This is a genomic window from Mycobacterium sp. (genome assembly GCF_035570115.1).
GTDB lineage: Bacteria > Actinomycetota > Actinomycetes > Mycobacteriales > Mycobacteriaceae > Mycobacterium.
Map to the genome: position 1 here is coordinate 1 of NZ_DATMLH010000310.1, position 18,501 is coordinate 18,501.

Here is an 18,501-nt window from a genome sequence, read left to right on the forward strand (position 1 = left end):
TGTTGCGCCAGGTGAAATAGGTATAGGACTGGCTGAACCCGACTTTCGCCAGGCGCTGCATCATCTTCGGCCGGGTGAAGGCCTCGGCCAGGAACAGCACGTCCGGGTCGGTGCGGCCGATCTCGCGCAGCAGCCGCTCCCAAAACGGCAGCGGCTTGGTGTGCGGGTTGTCCACGCGGAAGATCCGGACCCCGTGGGCCATCCAGTGCCGGACGAGGCGCAGGATCTCGGTGTAGATCCCCTCGGGGTCTTCGTCGAAGTTGACCGGGTAGATGTCCTGGTACTTCTTGGGCGGGTTCTCCGCGTAAGCGATCGTGCCGTCGGGCAATTCGGTGAACCACTCGCGGTGGTGCCTGGCCCACGGGTGATCGGGCGCGCACTGCAACGCCAGATCCAGCGCCACCTCCATGCCCAGCTCGTGCACCGCTGCCACAAATTTGTCGAAGTCTTTGATTGTGCCCAGCCGCGGATGTATCGCGTCGTGGCCGCCTTCGTCGCTGCCGATCGCCCACGGGGACCCGACGTCGCCGGGGACCGCGGTCGCGGTGTTGTTGCGGCCTTTGCGGTGCACCCTGCCGATCGGGTGGATCGGCGGCAGGTACACCACGTCGAAGCCCATGTCCGCGATTCGCGGCAATTCCGCCGCTGCGGTGGCGAAGGTGCCGTGCACCGGGTTTCCATCGGCGTCCCAGCCACCGGTCGAGCGGGGGAACATCTCGTACCACGAGCCGAAGCGGGCCAGCGGCCGATCCACCCACACCCCGTATTGCTCGCCGCGGGTGACCAGGTCACGCAGCGGGTACTGCGTCAGGAGTTCGTCGACGTCGGGGGCCAGCGCCAGCGCGGCCCGGGACACCGGATCGCCCGGCGCCTGCAGCGCGGCGGCGGCGGCGCGCAACGGATCGCGCTGGCTTCGGGGAACACCGGTCGCGGCGCGCTGGAGTAGCTGTGCGCCCAGCAGCAGGTCGTTGGACAGTTCAGCCTCGCCCTGGCCGGCCTCCAGCTTGGTCTCTAAGGCATGCCGCCAGGTGTGAATCGGATCACCCCAGCCGTCCACCCGAAACGTCCACAGCCCGACCCTGTCCGGGGTGAACTGACCGTGGAAAACGTAGGGCTCCTGGCCCATGCTCATGGGCAGCAGCAGTGGCCTGCCGCGGGGGAGGGGCTCGGCCGCGGTTTCGGTGAGTTCAGCGGCCTGCACCGCTTTGACCCGCCGGGTTTCGCCGACTTGCGGGTAGCGCGGCCCGAGGTAGCGCACCACCAGCGTCGCCGCGACCGCGTCGTGGCCCTCACGCCACACCGCCGCGCGGACCGGAACCACCTCGCCGACCACAGCTTTTGCCGGATACCCGCCACAGGATACGACGGGCGCGACGTCATCGATCTCGACACGACCGGGCACCGCTACTCCGTCCTGGTTCTCCAGTTCCTCCCCAGGCCAGCGCACGGCCTGCATCGTCACCGGAGTCTCCCTTCGCTAGTCCGTTGTCGTCGTGGGCGCGACCAAACCGCAGCGTGCATGTCGTCGCGAAGTTCTCCACTAAAGCCCTTTGCGCCCAATACCCACCGTAGTGTCGGGCCACACCTGAGGGCGGGATGCGCGCGCCGTTCGGGAGGCGAACTCCGGTGTGTGGTCAGTAAGGTAGGGATGCGTGAAAGCCCTCCGTAGGTTCACGGTCCGTGCTCACCTTCCGGACCGCCTGGGGGCACTAGGGCAGCTGTCGACCAACCTGCGTTGGTCGTGGGACAAGCCGACGCAGGATCTCTTCGGCGCGATCGACCCGGACCTGTGGGCGCAATGCGGTCAGGATCCCGTTGCGCTGCTGGGCGCGGTGAGCCCGGCACGGCTGGACGAACTGGCGGTCGACGGCGGATTCCTGGACTGGCTCGATCATTTGGCGGCCGATCTGGACGAATATCTGAGCCGCCCGCTGTGGTACCAGCACCAGCAAGACAACGGCGCTGCCATGCCCAACGGCATCGCCTATTTTTCGATGGAGTTCGGGGTCGCCGAGGTGTTGCCGAACTACTCGGGTGGCTTGGGAATCCTGGCCGGCGACCATCTGAAGTCCGCGTCGGATCTCGGATTGCCGCTGATCGCGGTGGGCCTGTACTACCGCTCCGGCTATTTCCGGCAGTCCCTGACCGCCGACGGTTGGCAGCACGAAACCTACCCCGCGCTCGACCCGCAGGGGCTGCCGCTGCGGCTGCTCACCGACGGCGCGGGCGCGCCCGCGCTGGTTGAGCTGGCGCTGCCGGACTGCGGCCGATTGCATGCGCAGGTCTGGGTAGCCCAGGTCGGTCGTGTTCCGCTGCTGTTGCTGGATTCCGACATCTCGGAGAACGAGCACGATCTGCGTGGGGTCACCGACCGCCTCTACGGCGGCGATCAGGAACATCGCATGCAGCAGGAGATCCTGGCGGGCATCGGCGGTATACGAGCGATCCGAGCCTTCACGGCCATTGCAGGGCTGCCGGCGCCCGAGGTGTACCACATGAACGAAGGCCACGCCGGATTCCTCGGCACCGAGCGCATCCGCGAATTGGTCGATGCCGGGCTGGATTTTGATACCGCGCTGACCGTGGTCCGCTCCAGCACCGTGTTCACCACCCACACTCCGGTCCCCGCGGGTATCGACCGGTTTCCGATGGAAATGGTGCAGCGGTACTTCGCCGATAATCCGGCGGGTCTCGACGGCCACCACGGCCGGGCGCTGCTGCCAGGTGTGCCGCTGGCCCGGATCCAGGCGCTGGGGGCCGAGGACGATCCGGAGAAGTTCAACATGGCCCATATGGGCCTGCGGCTCGCGCAGCGCGCCAACGGTGTTTCGCTGCTACACGGCCGGGTCAGTCGAGCCATGTTCAACGAGCTGTGGCCCGGATTCGACCCCGAGGAGGTGCCGATCGGCTCGATCACCAACGGTGTCCACGCGCGCAGCTGGGCGGCGTCGCAGTGGTTGGAGCTGGGCCGCGAGCTGGCGGGGACGGACTCGTTCAGTGAGCCCGGCGTCTGGCTGCGACTGAGGGAAGTCGACCCCGGTCATCTGTGGTGGATCCGGTCGCAACTGCGGACGCTGCTGGTCGAGGATGTCCGGACGCGGCTGCATCGATCGTGGCTGGAACGTGGTGCGCCTGAGGCCGAATTAGGTTGGATTGCAACGGCATTCGATCCGAACGTGCTGACCATCGGGTTCGCTCGACGGGTCCCTACCTACAAACGGCTGACGCTGATGCTGCGCGATCCGGACCGGTTGGAACAGCTGCTGCTCGATGAACACCGGCCGATCCAGCTGATCGTTGCCGGGAAGTCGCACCCCGCCGACGACGGAGGCAAGGCGCTCATCCAGCAGGTGGTGCAGTTCGCCGACCGGACCGAGATGCGCCACCGCATCGCGTTCCTGCCTGACTACGACATGTCGATGGCCCGGCTGTTGTACTGGGGCTGCGACGTCTGGTTGAACAACCCGCTGCGCCCGCTGGAGGCGTGTGGCACATCGGGGATGAAGAGCGCGCTCAACGGCGGGCTGAACCTGTCCATCCGCGACGGGTGGTGGGACGAGTGGTACGACGGCGAGAACGGCTGGGCGATACCGTCGGCCTCCGGAGTGGCTGATGAAGGCCGTCGTGACGACCTGGAGGCCGCGGCGCTTTACGACCTGCTCCAGAAGTCGGTCGCGCCGACCTTCTACGACCGCGACGAGCAGGGAGTACCGCGCCGGTGGATCGAGATGGTCCGCCACACCCTGCAGACGCTCGGCCCGAAAGTCCTGGCCTCCCGGATGGTGCGCGACTACGTCGAGCGCTATTACGTGCCCGCGGCGGAGTCGCTGCGCAGGACCGTGACGTTCGACGGCGACGGGCAGCCGGCGTTCGATCCGGCCCGCGATCTGGCCGACTATCGCCGGCGGGCGTTCGAGGCGTGGCCGCACATCCAGATCACCGATGTCGACAGCACCGGGCTGCCCGACACTCCGGTGCTCGGATCGAAGCTGACCCTCACCGCGACCGTCCAGCTTGCCGGGCTGCGGCCCGACGAGGTCGCCGTCCAGACCGTGGTCGGCAGAGTCGACACCGGCGACGCGCTGGTGGATCCGGTCACCGTCGAGATGCAATACACCGGCACCGCGGCCGGCGGCGACCACATTTTTGCCACGACGACGGCGCTGCCGGTCGCCGGCGCGGTCGGCTACACCGTGCGGGTGCTGCCGCATCATCCGATGCTGGCCTCTGGTGCCGAGCTCGGTCTGGTCACGCTGGCTTCGACTCGCTGACCAGGCGCGTCAGAGCCGCGCGTACGGCGGCGGCATCAGTCGTCGGCCAGAACGGCGGCAGGGAGGCGCGCAGATAGCCGCCGTAGCGGGCGGTGGCCATCCGCGAGTCCAGCACAGCGACCACCCCGCGATCGTCAACGCCACGCAACAGCCGTCCGGCGCCCTGCGCCAGCCGCAGTGCGGCATGGCTGGCAGCGACGGCCATGAATCCGTTACCGCCGCGTGCGGCCACCGCGCGTTGTCGGGCCGACAGCAGTGGATCGTCGGGCCGCGGGAACGGAATGCGATCGATGATGACCAACGACAACGACGGACCGGGCACGTCGACGCCCTGCCACAGCGACAGTGTGCCGAATAGCGACGTCGAGGGGTCGGCGGTGAACTGCTCGACGAGCGCTGCGGTGCTGTCGTCGCCTTGACACAACACCGGAGTCGGGAGCCGGTCGGCCATCGCCTCGGCCGCGGCGCGTGCCGCGCGCATCGAAGAGAACAGCCCAAGCGTTCGCCCACCCGCCGCGGTGACGAGGTCGGCGATCTCATTCAGCTGCTCAGCCGACCCGGTGCCGTCGCGGCCGGGCGGCGGCAGATGGGCGGCGACATAGAGGATCCCGGCTTTGGCGTGCTGAAAAGGCGATCCGACATCGATTCCACGCCAACGCTTTTCGGCGTCGGTCCGCGCGTCAGCCTGCCCTTCGGCTAGGCCCCAGGCCGTCGCCATCGCGTCGAAGGAGCCGCCGACGGTCAGCGTCGCCGACGTCAAGACCGCGGTCGACCCGGCGAATAACCGGTCGCGCAGCAGTCCGGCCACCGATAGCGGGGCAACCCGCAGCACGGCACGCATCGAACCGCGGTTCTCCTCATGGTCCAGCCACACCACGTCGGTGCGGTCCGGGATCGCCGGAGCGAACGACGCCAGCATCCGCGATGCGGTGTCGGCGATCTCGGCGAGACTGGCGACCGCCTCGGCGCGCGCGGACGCGGCCTTGGTGTCCGACGGCGACATGTCGATAGCCGAACGTGCCGCACTGGCCGCGTCACGCAGTGCGGTCAGATCGGTCGCCAGCTCGTCGTCGAGGCGGTCGATACGGCCAGGGGTCGCGTTCTGGATCGCCGCGGTGAACCTGGCGGACGCCCCTTCCCACCGCTGCATGAGTTCGGGTTCGACCAGCCTGGTGACGCGCCGGGAGGCCACCCCGAGTGCGGCCGACGTCAGTTCGCCGGTGGCTACGCCGGTTACTCGGTCCACCAGATCGTGCGCCTCGTCGACGACCAGCAGCTGGTGTTCGGGCAGCACGGCCGAGTCGGCGACGGCGTCGATGGCCAGCAGCGCGTGGTTGGTGACGACAACATCAGCGCGGCCGGCACTTCCTCTTGCGCGTTCGGCGAAGCATTCGGTGCCGAACGGGCAGCGCGCCATGCCGAGGCATTCCCGCGCGGACACGCTGACCTGCGACCAGGATCGGTCCGCGACGCCCGGCTTGAGGTCCTCGCGGTCACCGGACTCCGTCGTCGACGCCCACGTGGTGAGCCGCTGCACATCGCGGCCCAATGCGGTGAGCGCCTGCGGCTCGAAAAGCTCGTCCGGCGGTTCGTCTTCGGCAGAGCTCGCGGCCGCGCCATTGTGAATCTTGTTCAGGCACAGATAATTTTGCCGGCCCTTCAGCAGGGCGAATCGCGGCGCGCGGGGCAGCGCATCGGTGAGCGCGTTCACCAGCTGGGGCAGATCACGATCGACCAGTTGGCGCTGCAGGGCGATCGTCGCGGTGGACACCACGACCGGCGTGTCGTCGGACACCGCGCGAACTATCGCCGGAACGAGGTAGGCCAACGACTTTCCGGTGCCGGTTCCTGCCTGCACGGCCAGGTGCTGTCCGGTTTCGAAGGCGTGGGCAACCGCGGTGGCCATCTCTAGTTGGCCGCTGCGTTCGCTGCCGCCCAGCGCTGCCACCGCGGTGGCCAGCAGCTCAGGCACGGACACCGGCAACTCGTCGGGCGTGGCTACTCCTGTTGGTCGATGGGCCGGCGTCGGGTCGGGATTTGGGTTGTGGGAATCGCCGGGTCGCCGTGGGACAACATCAGACCCTCCCACGGCAAGCTTCGCAAGCCCGACGCCACCAGCTCGCGCGCCACGCCCAGATTCACGTCGACCACGGCCTGGCCGTTACGGACCAGTGGAACCGTCAACACCCGGGACGGCTCGGTGGTCTGCGGCGGATGTCCCGCGGAATGCACGATCTCTTCGGTGATGGTGCCGCTCGAACGACACAGCCGCAGGGCCGCCTTGCGGCCGCCGTGGGACTCTTTGCGGGGGCTGCGCTTCTGCACCGGTGTGCCGTCCACTTCGACCAGCTTGTAGATCATGTTGGCAGTCGGCGCGCCCGACCCGGTGACCAGCGAGGTGCCCACGCCATAACTGTCGACAGGTTCGGCCCGCAATCCGGCGATGGCGAATTCATCCAAGTCACCGGACACCACAATGCGGGTCTGCCCGGCCCCCAGCCGGTCGAGCTGCTCGCGCACCTGACGAGCCAAGACGCCCAAGTCCCCGGAGTCGATTCGCACCGCGCCGAGCCCGGTGCCGGCGGCCGCCACCGCGTTGTCCACACCGGTCGTCACGTCGTAGGTGTCGACCAGAAGCGTGGTTCCGGGACCGAGCGCGTCGACCTGCGCTGCGAACGCGGCCAGCTCGCCGGACTTGTCGGGGCCGGCGTGTAACAGGGTGAACGCATGCGCGCTGGTGCCTTCGGTCGGAACGCCGTAGCGACGACCGGCCTCCAGGTTGGATGACGCGGCGAAGCCCGCAATGTAGGCAGCGCGGGCCGCGGCGACTGCCGCGCGCTCATGGGTGCGGCGCGACCCCATGTCGATTAACGGCCGCCGCTGCGCCGCACTGACCATCCGCGCGGCTGCCGACGCGACGGCGCTGTCGTGGTTGAAGATCGACAGCGCCAGCGTCTCGAGCACCACGCATTCAGCGAAGCTGCCGTGCACTGACAGCACCGGGGATCCGGGGAAGTACAGCTCGCCCTCGGCGTAGCCGTCGACATCACCGCCGAAGCGAAACTCGCGCAGATACGCCAACGTATCGCGGTCGAGAAAGTCCGCCAGTGATTCGCACGCGATGTCGTCGAACCTGAACTCCGGCAGAGCTTCCAAAAACCGGCCCGTCCCGGCCACCACCCCGTAACGGCGCCCGTCCGGCAGCCGGCGCGCGAACAACTCGAACGTGGTCCGGCGATCCGCGGTGCCGTCGCGCAGCGCCGCGGCCAACATGGTCAACTCGTACCTGTCGGTCAGCAGTCCGGCGCAAACCGAGTCACCCACACCGCAACGTTATCGGGTCGGTTGCTGCGGCTCGCTATCCTAGAAGCCATGGTTGCGTCAGCCCCGACAAAGCCGGGAACCACCGGGCAGCGGGAAGCCGACTCGGTCGAGGCCACGGCCGCTCCCTGGGTGACCGTCGTGTGGGACGATCCAGTCAACTTGATGAACTACGTGACGTACGTCTTCCAGAAGCTGTTCGGCTACAGCGAGCCGCACGCCACCAAGCTGATGTTGCAGGTCCACAACGAAGGCAAGGCAGTGGTGTCGGCGGGCAGCCGCGAATCGATGGAGATCGACGTGTCCAAGCTACATGCGGCCGGGTTGTGGGCCACCATGCAGCAGGACCGCTGAGACCGAGGGCGTCCGGGTCGCCAGGTGCGCAAGTGGAAGCGGGTTGAGACCGCGGACGGTCCCCGTTTTCGGTCTGCGCTGGATTCGCATGAGGCGGCCTTACTCAAGAATCTGGTCGGCTCGATGATCGGGTTGCTCGACGAACGGGAATCGTCTTCGCCGGCAGACGAACTCGAGCAAATCACCGGCATGAAGACCGGCAACGCCGAACGCCCTGATAACGCGACGCTGCAGCGGCTGCTGCCGGACTTCTCGAAGCCGGACGACGCTGTGCCCGAAGGGACCGAGAGCCTGAACGCCGCCCTGCGCAGCCTGCACGAGCCGGAAATCATCGAGGCCAAACGCTTTGCCGCACAACAGCTATTGGACACGCTTCCCGATGACGGCGGCCGATTCGAGCTGACCGAGGACGTTGCGAACGCCTGGATCGCAGCCGTCAACGACATCCGCCTGGCGTTGGGCACCATGCTCGACATCCGACCAGGCGGCCCCGATCGACTGCCCGACGACCATCCGATGGCCTCACACCTCGACGTCTATCAGTGGCTGACTTTCCTGCAGGAGTACCTGGTGCTGGCGCTGATGGGGTCCCGATGAGTTCGATCACCGACGTCGGGGGCATCCTGGTCGGCCACTATCACCGGCTGGACCCCGACGCGACCATGGGTGCCGGTTGGGCGAGCGGCGTGACCGTCGTACTGACGCCGCCGGGCACGGTGGGCGCCGTGGATTGCCGCGGCGGTGCGCCCGGCAGCCGGGAGACCGATCTGCTGGACCCGTCCAACAGCGTGCGCCACGTGGATGCGGTGTTGATCGCCGGGGGCAGCGCCTACGGATTGGCGGCCGCGGACGGCATCATGCGTTGGCTGGAGGAGCACGACCGCGGCGTGGCGATGGCCGGTGGGGTGGTGCCGATCGTGCCGGGCGCGGTGATCTTCGATCTGGATGTCGGTGCCTGGAGCCATCGGCCGACGGCGGAGTTCGGCTATGCCGCGGTCAGCGCCGCCACCGAAGGTGCGCCGGTCGCGGTGGGCACGGTCGGTGCCGGGGTGGGTGCGTGCGCCGGTGTGCTGAAGGGTGGTGTGGGGACGGCGTCGACGACGCTGCCGTCGGGGGTGACCGTCGGTGCGCTGGTCGCGGTGAATTCCGCGGGCAATGTCATCGACCAGTCCACCGGCCTGCCCTGGCTGACGTACCTGGTCGACGAGCTCGGCCTGACGCCGCCGCCCGGTGAGCAGATCGCCGAGCTGGCAAAGCTCGAATCCCCGTTGAGCTCCCTGAACACCGCGGTCGCGGTGGTCGCGACCGACGCCGTGCTGAGCCCGGCCGCCTGTCGACAAGTTGCGAGCACTGCTCACGACGGGCTCGCGCGCAGCATCCGGCCGTCGCATACCCCGGTGGACGGTGACATCGTGTTCGCGCTGGCTACCGGCGCCGTCGAGGTTGCGCCGTCGGTCGACACGCCAGCCGCCTTTTCGCCGGAGACGCCGTTGGCCACTGCCGTCGGCGCCGCGGCGGCTGACTGCCTGGCCCGGGCGGTGTTGGTTGGCGTGATCGCCGCCGAATCGGTGGCCGGAATACCGACCTACCGGGACCTGTTGCCCGGAGCATTCTTGCGACCAAAGGGCTATCGGTGACGTGCTGGTGATCCGTGCTGAGCTGGTGGAGGCGATGGTGGCGCATGCTCGTGCCGACCACCCCGACGAAGCCTGCGGCGTGGTGGCCGGTCCGGAGGGCTCGGACCGCCCGGAGCGGCATATCGCGATGGTCAACGCCGAACGCTCGCCGACGTTCTATCGCTTCGACGCCCAGGAGCAACTCAAGGTGTGGCAGGCCCTGGAAGAGTCAGGCGAGGTGCCGGTGGTCCTCTACCACTCGCACACCGCGACGGAGGCCTACCCCAGCCGCACCGACGTGGGTCTGGCCGCCGAACCTGACGCGCACTACGTGCTGGTGTCTACCCGCAACCCCGGCCACGACGAAGTCCGCAGTTACCGCATCGTCGACGGCGTCGTCACCGAAGAGCCCATCCACATCGTCGAGCATTACCACGACCAGGAGCATTGATGAGCGTCACGGTCTCCATCCCGACCATCCTGCGTCCGCACACCGGCGGCGAAAAACGCGTCAAGGCCAGCGGCGAGACGCTGCAAGCCGTGATCAGCGACCTGGAGGCGAACTATTCCGGCATTTCCGAACGTCTCGTCGAGAACGGCAAATTGCACCGCTTCGTCAACATCTATGTCAACGACGAGGACGTTCGATTTTCGGGCGGGCTGGACACTGCGATCGCCGACGGCGACTCGGTCACAATCTTGCCCGCCGTCGCGGGTGGGTGAGCGTGCCGCATGACCCGATACGACTCGCTGCTCGCCGCCTTGGGCAACACCCCGCTGGTGGGACTGCAGCGGTTGTCGCCCCGCTGGGATGAGGAGCCGGACGGTCCTCATGTGCGGCTGTGGGCCAAGCTTGAGGACCGCAACCCGACCGGCTCGATCAAAGACCGGCCTGCGCTGCGGATGATCGAGCAAGCCGAGGCCGAGGGCCGACTGACGCCGGGGGCGACGATCCTAGAGCCCACCAGCGGCAACACCGGTATCTCACTGGCGATGGCAGCGCGGTTGAAGGGCTATCAGCTGATCTGCGTGATGCCGGAGAACACCTCGATCGAACGCCGACAACTGCTCGAGCTCTACGGCGCGCAAATCGTTTTCTCGTCGCCCGAGGGCGGGTCGAACACCGCTGTGGCGACCGCCAAGGAATTGGCTGCTGACAACCCGTCGTGGGTGATGCTCTACCAGTACGGCAACGCGGCCAACACCGACTCGCACTACTACGGCACCGGCCCCGAGCTGTTGAAAGATCTGCCCGAAATCACTCATTTCGTCGCCGGGCTGGGCACGACCGGGACGTTGATGGGCACCGGCCGGTTTCTGCGTGAGCAGGTCCCCGAGATCCGGATCGTGGCCGCCGAACCCCGCTACGGCGAGGGCGTCTATGCGCTGCGCAACCTCGATGAGGGATTTGTACCCGAACTCTACGACCCGAAGGTGTTGACGACCCGCTACTCAGTCGGCGCCGCCGACGCGATCCGCCGCACCCGCGAGCTCGTTGACGCCGAAGGCATCTTCGCGGGGATTTCCACCGGCGCGGTGTTACATGCCGTGCTGGGTATCGCAGCGAAGTCCGTCGATGCCGCTGAGCGCGCCGACATCGCGTTCGTGGTGGCCGACGCGGGATGGAAATATCTATCGACGGGTGCCTACGCCGGTAGCTTGGACGAAGCGGAAGACGCTTTGGAAGGGCAGCTGTGGGCATGACCGCCAGCGATGAGGAGGAGCGGCGCAGATGACCGCCGGCTCGACACACACACCGGCACGGCAGCCGAAGAAACGCTCCCCGTGGCTGGTCGGCGGAGCGACGATCATCAGCTTCGTGGCGCTGCTCTACATCGTCGAGGTGTTCGACCAGGTCGATGACCACCAGCTCGATTACAACGGCATCCGGCCGCTGGAGGCCGACGGCCTGTGGGGCATCTTGTTCGCTCCGCTGCTGCACGCGAACTGGGCGCATCTAGCGGCCAACACCGGACCCGCGCTGGTGCTCGGCTTTCTGGTCACGCTGGCCGGGCTGTCCCGGTTTCTGTGGGCGACGGCGATCGTATGGATCGTCGGCGGCTTCGGCACCTGGCTTATCGGCAACATGGGATCGCCCTGTGGCGAGACCGATCACATCGGCGCGTCGGGACTGATCTTCGGCTGGCTGACCTTCCTGCTTGTCTTCGGATTCTTTACCCGCTCGGGCTGGCAGATTGTGATCGGGATCCTGGTACTCATCGGCTACGGGGGGGTCCTGTGGGGCGCCGTGCCGGTTCTCAATGTCTGCGGAGGTGTGTCCTGGCAGGGGCATCTCTGCGGTGGAATCGCCGGCGTGCTCGCCGCCTACCTGCTGTCGAGCCCGGAACGCAAAGCTCGCGAGCTTCGCCGCCGCGGGCCCCAACGACCCCTCAAAGCTTGAGCAGAGATGAGTAATGCACTGGCCCCCATCGGGGTCTTCGACTCCGGCGTCGGCGGGCTGACGGTGGCGCGCGCCATCATCGACCAACTGCCCGACGAGGACATCATCTACGTCGGCGACACCGGCAACGGCCCCTACGGCCCGCTGACGATTCCCGAGATCCGCGGGCATGCGCTGGCCATCGGCGACGACCTCGTCGACCGCGGAGTCAAGGCCCTGGTGATCGCCTGCAACTCGGCATCCTCGGCATGCCTGCATGACGCGCGGGAGCGCTACGACGTGCCCGTCGTTGAAGTGATCCTGCCCGCGGTGCGTCGCGCGGTCGCCGCAACCCGCAACGGTCGCATCGGCGTGATCGGCACTCAGGCCACCGTGGCCTCGGGGGCCTACCAGGACGCGTTCGCCGCCGCACGGGACACCCAGATCACCGCGGTGGCCTGCCCGCGGTTCGTCGATTTCGTCGAGCGCGGCATCACCAGTGGCCGCCAGGTGCTCGGATTGGCCGAGGGTTACCTCGAGCCGTTGCAGCGCGCCGATGTCGACACGCTGGTACTGGGTTGCACCCACTATCCGCTGCTTTCCGGACTGATCCAGCTGGCAATGGGCGAGACCGTCACGCTGGTCTCCAGTGCCGAGGAGACCGCGAAGGAGCTGCTACGGGTGCTCACCGAGCGCGATTTACTGCATCCGCACCCCGATCATCCCGAGGTTTCCGCGCCGGGTCGGGTCTTCGAAGCCACCGGTGATCCGGAGGCGTTTCTCCGCCTCGCGGCGCGGTTTTTGGGACCGGCGATCACCGGCGTCCACCCCATCCACCGCCACGTCGCGACACCCAGCTGAACCTGTCGCATACGAAAGCTGAGATGTTTTCGCCAACATGGCAGTGGGCATGGCACAGTAGTGACCGTGCGAATTACCGTGCTGGGCTGCTCGGGGAGCGTCGTCGGCCCGGATTCGCCCGCATCGGGTTATCTGCTGAGGGCGCCGGACACCCCGCCCCTGGCGATCGACTTCGGTGGAGGCGTCCTCGGTTCGCTGCAACGCCACGCCGATCCGGGTTCGGTCCACGTGTTGTTGTCGCACCTGCACGCCGACCACTGCCTCGACCTACCCGGATTGTTCGTCTGGCGCCGCTACCACCCGTCGCCGCCGGCCGGTAAGGCCTTGATGTACGGCCCGAGCGACACCTGGTCGCGGCTCGGTGCGGCGTCGTCGCCGTACGGCGGCGAGATCGACGATTTCTCCGACATTTTCGATATCCGGCACTGGGTCGACGGTGAGACGGTCAACGTGGGCGCGCTGACAGTCTTGCCGCGGCTGGTGTGTCATCCGACCGAGTCGTTCGGCCTGCGCATCACCAATCCCGCGGGCGCGACGTTTGTGTACAGCGGTGATACTGGGTACTGCGACGCGGTCATCGAGTTGGCCCGCGGCGCCGACGCCTTCCTCTGTGAGGCGTCCTGGACAGACTCGCCTGAGCGTCCACCCAACTTGCACTTGTCGGGCACCGAGGCCGGGCGGATCGCGACCGCAGCGGGAGTAGGGGAGCTGTTGCTCACCCACATCCCGCCATGGACCTCCCGCGAGGACGTGATCAGCGAGGCGAAAGCCGAATTCGGCGGCCCAGTGCATGCGGTGGTCTGCGGCGAGACGTTCAACGTCGGCCGCTCCTGATCGGGTAGCCGCGGCTAGGGCCGAATTGCCCAGCTCCTCCTCATCGCGCTGCGCGCTCTGCATCGTCGCCGCGCTAGGGTTGGCGGCGTGTCCAAACGAGAAGACGGCCGCCTCGACGACGAGCTTCGACCGGTTGTCATCACCCGCGGGTTCACCTCGCACCCGGCGGGTTCGGTGGTGATCGAGTTCGGCCAGACCAAAGTCATGTGCACGGCAAGCGTCACCGAGGGCGTGCCCCGCTGGCGCAAGGGGTCAGGGTTGGGCTGGCTCACCGCCGAATACGCGATGCTGCCGTCGGCCACCCACACTCGCGGAGACCGCGAATCGGTGCGAGGCCGCCTGTCGGGCCGCACTCAAGAGATCAGCCGATTGGTCGGCAGGTCGCTGCGTGCATGCATCGATCTCGCGGCGTTGGGGGAGAACACCATTGCGATCGACTGCGATGTGCTGCAGGCCGATGGCGGTACTCGCACCGCGGCCATCACGGGCGCTTACGTCGCGCTGGCCGATGCGGTGACGTACTTGTCCGCCGCCGGCAAGCTGTCCGATCCGCGGCCGCTGTCATGTGCGATCGCGGCGGTCAGCGTCGGCGTGGTCGACGGCCGAGTGCGGGTGGACCTGCCCTACGAGGAAGACGCCCGCGCCGAGGTCGACATGAACGTCGTCGCCACCGACACGGGGACCTTGGTCGAGGTCCAGGGGACGGGCGAGGGTGCGACATTCCCGCGCTCGACACTCGACAAGCTGCTCGACGTCGCGCAGGGGGCCTGCGACAAACTCTTTGCGGTGCAGCGTGAGGCGTTGGCTCTGCCGTATCCGGGTGTGTTGCCCGAGGGGCACCCTCCGCAGAAGGCGTTCGGAAGCTGACCCTCCTTTTAGTCGCCAGCCGCAACCGCAAGAAACTGGCCGAGCTGCGTCGCGTGTTGGATGCCGCCGCGCTCACGGGACTGACGTTGGTGTCACTTGACGACGTGCCGCCGTTTGACGAAGCGCCGGAAACCGGTGCGACCTTCGAGGACAACGCACTGGCCAAGGCTCGCGACGGGTTGGCCGCGACCGGGCTGCCGACCGTCGCCGACGACTCCGGGTTGGAGGTCGCCGCGCTGAACGGCATGCCCGGTGTGCTCTCGGCGCGGTGGTCGGGTGCGCATGGCGACGACGCCGGCAACACCGCGTTGCTGTTGGCGCAGCTGCGTGATGTGCCCGATGAGCGACGTGGTGCGGCGTTCGTGTCGGCGTGCGCGCTGGTATCGCAGTCGGGTGAAGTTGTGGTCCGCGGCGAGTGGCCCGGCGCCATCGCGCGAGAGCCCCGCGGCGACGGGGGCTTCGGCTACGACCCGGTCTTTATCCCGGACGCTTTCAATTGCACTGCGGCGCAACTGAGCCCGGTCGACAAAGACGCGGTGTCGCATCGCGGTCGCGCGCTTACATTGTTGTTGCCGGCGCTGCGAGCGCTGGCGGCTGAAGCACGCTGAGTCAGCGAATTGTGTTGGGCTACAGGGCGAAGCGAGTCTTGACGTCCCTGGTCTGGAAGTGCTCGACAATGATCCCGACCAGCGGGATGGTTCCGGCCAACAGCACGCCGATCGTCTTGCCGATCGGCCACCGGACCTTGACGGCAAGATTGAAAGCCGCCAATACGTAAGTGAAATACACCCAGCCGTGCACGACTTCGATCCAGCGGATTTCGTGATGGAAGACCAGGTGCGAGACGATCTCGTAGCACAGCGCGATGAGCCAGATACCCGTCGTCCACGCCATCACGCGATAGCCCAGCAGCGCGGTGCGGATCTTGTCGGCTGGCGTCGTCTGCGGCGCTTGGGGCGTCTCGGGTGTGGTCATGCGGTGGTCCTGTTCTGTCTTTCGGCATCGCGCTCTGCGAGCTCGGCGAGGTAGGCGTTGTACTCGCGCAGCGCCGGATCCGCGGCCTGCTGCTGTGCGGGTTTGGGTCGCTCGGGCAGCAGTCCGTCGGGCAGTTCGGTCATGGCACGGTCCTTCGGCGGCTCGGGTGGTGCCTCCTCATAGCGGACGAACTTGCGGTAGGCGTACACACAGAATCCGGCGAACATCGGCCACTGCAGCGCATATCCGAGGTTCTGGAAGCTGCCTGACGTCGACTGAAACCTCGTCCACTGCCACCAGCCCAGAGCCAGGCAACCAGCGGCCGCGAGGATCACCAGCACAATCAGCGCGGGTCTCCGACGACCTGTAGTGGACACGCTTAGACGGTACTCCGAGGTCGTTGGCGGGGACTCATCACGCTTTCGGCCCGACGAATTCGTCGAGTCGCGGGAGGGGCCACCGACAGATTCGTCAACGACGTGAGCGGTACGCTCGTGAGGCTTGCGGGCGTGATGGAACGGCAGACATGCCGGCTTTAGGTGCCGGTGCTCGGAAGAGCGTGAGGGTTCAAATCCCTCCGCCCGCACCGATCCCGTGGGGGTGTTTGCTCAGCTAGATAGCGGTTTTCGTGGTTGCTGACGCCCCTCATTTTGGCTCTGTGAGCACATTTTGAGCACAACCGCGAGATGACCCTAAGCATCTAGCAAACGCCACCCGGAGCCCCACAACGAATCCGGCGTCTACGTCGGGTGACGTACCCCTGACACTGGACCAAGGATAGAGAAGCCGACGTCGGAGCCGACGTCGCCTTCAAGCGGATCGCGAAGATGGCTTGGGCAGTAGACGTCCGCTGATACGGCGATGAATCTGACTGCGGTTCTTTTAACCCGATTAGAAATTTGGTGGTAAGCCGGATTTTCCTCGAAAATAGCGTTCATCTGTTCGTTTACCACGGTCTCGACCGAGACGCCGCCATCGAGTTCGCTACAAATTTGATGCGCTCGGGCGACGAGAGCAGGTAAGTCATCGATGAGGGGAATCTGATCTTGTGCGAGCAGCGCCACAAACTGATCCTGCTGCTGGCTTGGGTCGGCGCCTGCCGCGCCAGCGCAAATCATTGCGGCGGTCAGCACCACCGAGGCGCTAACCAGAGCGTCTGCAAGGCTGGTGATGCCGGTGCGCACGGCAGGATTTCCATTTCTTCGGTGTCGTCTGCTCGGTATCCAATTCAACCCGAGTAACGACAGGGCGTCCATAGGCACGGAACAGTCTAAGCCCATAGCGTGTTCTCGCAGCTAGATGGCCATTTACCAGTGTGGCCAGGATAGCTGTTGAGGGTTCGAATCCCTCCGCCCGCACCGATGTTTTGAACCTATTCGTGCAGCCTGCTGGTGTACCCGGGCTACAAGGCGCACTTGTATCGCTGCAAGTACACGACGGCTACTTCGACGCCTTCGCTGGATGAACGATCAATGCCATGAACATTTCAACGAACACCAACAACATCCATGGCACGGGAATCGGATTCCTGCGCAACGGCACGGCCCGCGCTCTGCTGGCCATGGCGATCACCGCGACCGCCGTCGGCCTTGCTGCGACGAGCTACGCCGACGACGGAGCGGCATCGCAGCTGCAACCGCTAATGCCCACACCGGCGAACACTCAGCTCACCGACGGCCCTGCTGCCATTCCAGACGACGGCATCCATATGCACTTTCTGGTCAACGGATCCGCGACCGACGTTCTTGGCGCGTACAAGACCGCGCTCGAAGATAAGGGCTGGGCAGTGACCGTCGTGAGTTCAGAGGGCTGGGGAGGCGCCGGCAGCGCAACCTACACCGCGACCCGGGGCACGACCTATGGCGTGTTCAGCGGAGGAGGCGCCGGTAGCAGAACCGACCTCAATGCGTGCGCATGGCCGTCAAAGCCCTCGAACCCCAACTGCGGCGGTGGCAACCGACGTTAGCCGCGGTAGCCCTTGGGCTTCGCCTGAATTCCTGTAAACGCAAAACTCCCCGCGCCACGTCATTGTGGCGCGGGGAGCTAGTTACGACCGGATTATGTTGTGGCCGGGCCAGGAAGCGTACCCGGTGCCGGGCTTGAGTTCTGCGGTGCGCTAGGCGAGTTCGGCACTGCACCAGGAGCCGAGGTCCCTGGCACGTTCGACGTCCAGATCAGAATGTCTTGCATTTCGTCGTTGTAGACGACGCCATTCGGCGGTGCGCCGGTCACGTCGAAGTACAGCGTGCCGGTCGACTCGCTGCCCTGCGGGATCGGGGCCGGGTTGAGGCTGCCCGGGGCCTGAACCTTGTCGATCACCCGGTAGTTCTGACCGTTGGGCCCGCGGGCGATGAAGTCGTTAACCATAGGGGTAACCAGCCCGCCGTCCGACCTGGCGGTGATGTCTGCCTGGTAGAGCGTCCCTTTAGGGGTGTAGCCGGGGATCGCCACGCTGCTGGGTTGCAGGTTGCTCACCGTGTAGTTGGTCACCAACGGCCCGTCGATCAGCGGTTCGCTGGTACCGAATCCCTGGATGTTTGGTGGCGCAGCCGAGGCAACTGCTGCTGAGGCAACGCTCACAGCAGCGATTCCAGCGGCGCCGATGGCCGTCTTGACAGTCGTCGTTGTGATTTTCACGATGGCTCCTTGGCTCCTTCATTTTCTTGGCGGTTACCTGGTATTGAGGCCAGACCGTGACAGTCGCATAGCCCAGCGACCGAAATTTCAAACGTAACCCGCATCGCGAAATGCCTTGCTCGGCCGGGCTACCTGCGTAAATAGCGCGATATCACTTTGCGCGGAAGTACGGTTCCGAATAACTTCTTTAACACGCGTCACTTGTATTGGTATCGCTTGCAACCAATTTGGAAAGCTGACACGGCAGTAAATATCCAATTGTCTCGGAGATGGAGTAGCCCCTCGTCGCGAGGGCCGGTCGCAGCGCTCCAGCAGAGTGACCGCGGCTTCGCGGTGTCCGGCAGTCGTGGCTTCGGCGGGTGTGCGAGCAGTTGCCAACGGCGTA

20 protein-coding genes and 1 tRNA gene are annotated in these 18,501 nt (G+C 66.4%); 14 read left to right on the plus strand and 7 right to left on the minus strand.

The window, feature by feature from the left end; all coding sequences use genetic code 11:
- A partial coding sequence (locus tag VNW74_RS29165) for a maltotransferase domain-containing protein (RefSeq protein WP_414686820.1) occupies positions 1–1,402 on the minus strand: 1,402 nt, incomplete at its 3' end.
- A gap of 250 nt (positions 1,403–1,652) precedes the next feature.
- On the opposite strand from VNW74_RS29165, the gene glgP reads away from it, so the two are divergent.
- Complete coding sequence (gene glgP / locus VNW74_RS29170; protein ID WP_325683383.1) at positions 1,653–4,271, plus strand: alpha-glucan family phosphorylase; 2,619 nt, start codon at positions 1,653–1,655, stop codon at positions 4,269–4,271.
- On the opposite strand, the gene VNW74_RS29175 is transcribed toward glgP, so the two are convergent.
- Together VNW74_RS29175 and VNW74_RS29180 are read right to left on the minus strand one after the other, a co-directional pair.
- Complete coding sequence (locus VNW74_RS29175; RefSeq protein ID WP_414686819.1) at positions 4,249–6,255, minus strand: ATP-dependent DNA helicase; 2,007 nt, start codon at positions 6,253–6,255, stop codon at positions 4,249–4,251. The two genes, glgP and VNW74_RS29175, sit on opposite strands and share 23 nt — an antisense overlap.
- Before the next feature lie 14 nt (positions 6,256–6,269).
- A complete protein-coding gene (locus tag VNW74_RS29180; protein WP_325683385.1) occupies positions 6,270–7,595 on the minus strand; it encodes a nicotinate phosphoribosyltransferase in 1,326 nt (441 codons plus the stop codon).
- 48 nt (positions 7,596–7,643) lie between these two features.
- Here VNW74_RS29180 and clpS point away from each other — a divergent pair, with 48 nt between their 5' ends.
- The 11 genes from clpS to rdgB all read left to right on the plus strand — a co-directional run bounded on the left by clpS (position 7,644) and on the right by rdgB (position 15,112).
- Positions 7,644–7,946 (plus strand): ATP-dependent Clp protease adapter ClpS, encoded by a 303-nt coding sequence (clpS, locus tag VNW74_RS29185; protein ID WP_325683387.1) that lies wholly within the window; start codon positions 7,644–7,646, stop codon positions 7,944–7,946.
- 24 nt (positions 7,947–7,970) lie between these two features.
- A complete protein-coding gene (locus tag VNW74_RS29190; RefSeq protein WP_325683389.1) occupies positions 7,971–8,543 on the plus strand; it encodes a DUF2017 domain-containing protein in 573 nt (190 codons plus the stop codon).
- Positions 8,540–9,583, plus strand: coding sequence for a P1 family peptidase (locus VNW74_RS29195; protein WP_325683391.1), 1,044 nt, complete (start codon positions 8,540–8,542; stop codon positions 9,581–9,583). Before VNW74_RS29190 ends, VNW74_RS29195 begins: the two co-directional genes overlap by 4 nt.
- A gap of 1 nt (position 9,584) precedes the next feature.
- Complete coding sequence (locus VNW74_RS29200; RefSeq protein ID WP_325683392.1) at positions 9,585–10,013, plus strand: M67 family metallopeptidase; 429 nt, start codon at positions 9,585–9,587, stop codon at positions 10,011–10,013.
- Positions 10,013–10,285, plus strand: a complete 273-nt coding sequence (locus tag VNW74_RS29205) for a MoaD/ThiS family protein (protein WP_325683394.1) — start codon at positions 10,013–10,015, stop codon at positions 10,283–10,285. Before VNW74_RS29200 ends, VNW74_RS29205 begins: the two co-directional genes overlap by 1 nt.
- A 9-nt stretch (positions 10,286–10,294) precedes the next feature.
- Positions 10,295–11,266 (plus strand): cysteine synthase, encoded by a 972-nt coding sequence (locus VNW74_RS29210; RefSeq protein ID WP_325683396.1) that lies wholly within the window; start codon positions 10,295–10,297, stop codon positions 11,264–11,266.
- A gap of 28 nt (positions 11,267–11,294) precedes the next feature.
- Entirely contained in the window at positions 11,295–11,963 is a 669-nt protein-coding gene (locus VNW74_RS29215; protein ID WP_325683399.1) for a rhomboid family intramembrane serine protease, read from the plus strand.
- A gap of 6 nt (positions 11,964–11,969) precedes the next feature.
- The gene (gene murI / locus VNW74_RS29220; RefSeq protein WP_325683401.1) at positions 11,970–12,803 is read left to right on the plus strand and encodes a glutamate racemase; all 834 of its coding nucleotides are present in this window, start codon (positions 11,970–11,972) and stop codon (positions 12,801–12,803) included.
- Positions 12,804–12,863: 60 nt separating this feature from the next.
- Positions 12,864–13,637: a cyclic nucleotide-degrading phosphodiesterase gene (locus tag VNW74_RS29225; protein WP_325683403.1), complete on the plus strand. Its 774-nt coding sequence runs from the start codon at positions 12,864–12,866 to the stop codon at positions 13,635–13,637.
- A gap of 87 nt (positions 13,638–13,724) precedes the next feature.
- Positions 13,725–14,504: a ribonuclease PH gene (gene rph / locus VNW74_RS29230; protein WP_325683405.1), complete on the plus strand. Its 780-nt coding sequence runs from the start codon at positions 13,725–13,727 to the stop codon at positions 14,502–14,504.
- Positions 14,501–15,112: an RdgB/HAM1 family non-canonical purine NTP pyrophosphatase gene (rdgB, locus tag VNW74_RS29235; protein WP_325683421.1), complete on the plus strand. Its 612-nt coding sequence runs from the start codon at positions 14,501–14,503 to the stop codon at positions 15,110–15,112. Before rph ends, rdgB begins: the two co-directional genes overlap by 4 nt.
- 19 nt (positions 15,113–15,131) lie before the next feature.
- On the opposite strand, the gene VNW74_RS29240 is transcribed toward rdgB, so the two are convergent.
- Positions 15,132–15,479, minus strand: coding sequence for a DUF3817 domain-containing protein (locus tag VNW74_RS29240; RefSeq protein WP_325683407.1), 348 nt, complete (start codon positions 15,477–15,479; stop codon positions 15,132–15,134).
- Positions 15,476–15,856 (minus strand): hypothetical protein, encoded by a 381-nt coding sequence (locus VNW74_RS29245; protein ID WP_325683409.1) that lies wholly within the window; start codon positions 15,854–15,856, stop codon positions 15,476–15,478. Before VNW74_RS29245 ends, VNW74_RS29240 begins: the two co-directional genes overlap by 4 nt.
- Positions 15,857–15,982: 126 nt before the next feature.
- On the opposite strand from VNW74_RS29245, the gene VNW74_RS29250 reads away from it, so the two are divergent.
- A tRNA-Leu gene (locus VNW74_RS29250) sits at positions 15,983–16,065 on the plus strand.
- A gap of 154 nt (positions 16,066–16,219) precedes the next feature.
- Here the strand turns inward: VNW74_RS29250 and VNW74_RS29255 are convergent.
- Positions 16,220–16,663, minus strand: coding sequence for a DUF732 domain-containing protein (locus VNW74_RS29255; RefSeq protein ID WP_325683411.1), 444 nt, complete (start codon positions 16,661–16,663; stop codon positions 16,220–16,222).
- A gap of 293 nt (positions 16,664–16,956) precedes the next feature.
- On the opposite strand from VNW74_RS29255, the gene VNW74_RS29260 reads away from it, so the two are divergent.
- Positions 16,957–17,445 (plus strand): hypothetical protein, encoded by a 489-nt coding sequence (locus VNW74_RS29260; RefSeq protein ID WP_325683413.1) that lies wholly within the window; start codon positions 16,957–16,959, stop codon positions 17,443–17,445.
- Between the two features lie 92 nt (positions 17,446–17,537).
- Here the strand turns inward: VNW74_RS29260 and VNW74_RS29265 are convergent, their stop codons facing one another.
- Positions 17,538–18,116, minus strand: coding sequence for an MPT63 family protein (locus tag VNW74_RS29265; protein WP_325683415.1), 579 nt, complete (start codon positions 18,114–18,116; stop codon positions 17,538–17,540).
- Positions 18,117–18,501: the final 385 nt, after the last annotated feature.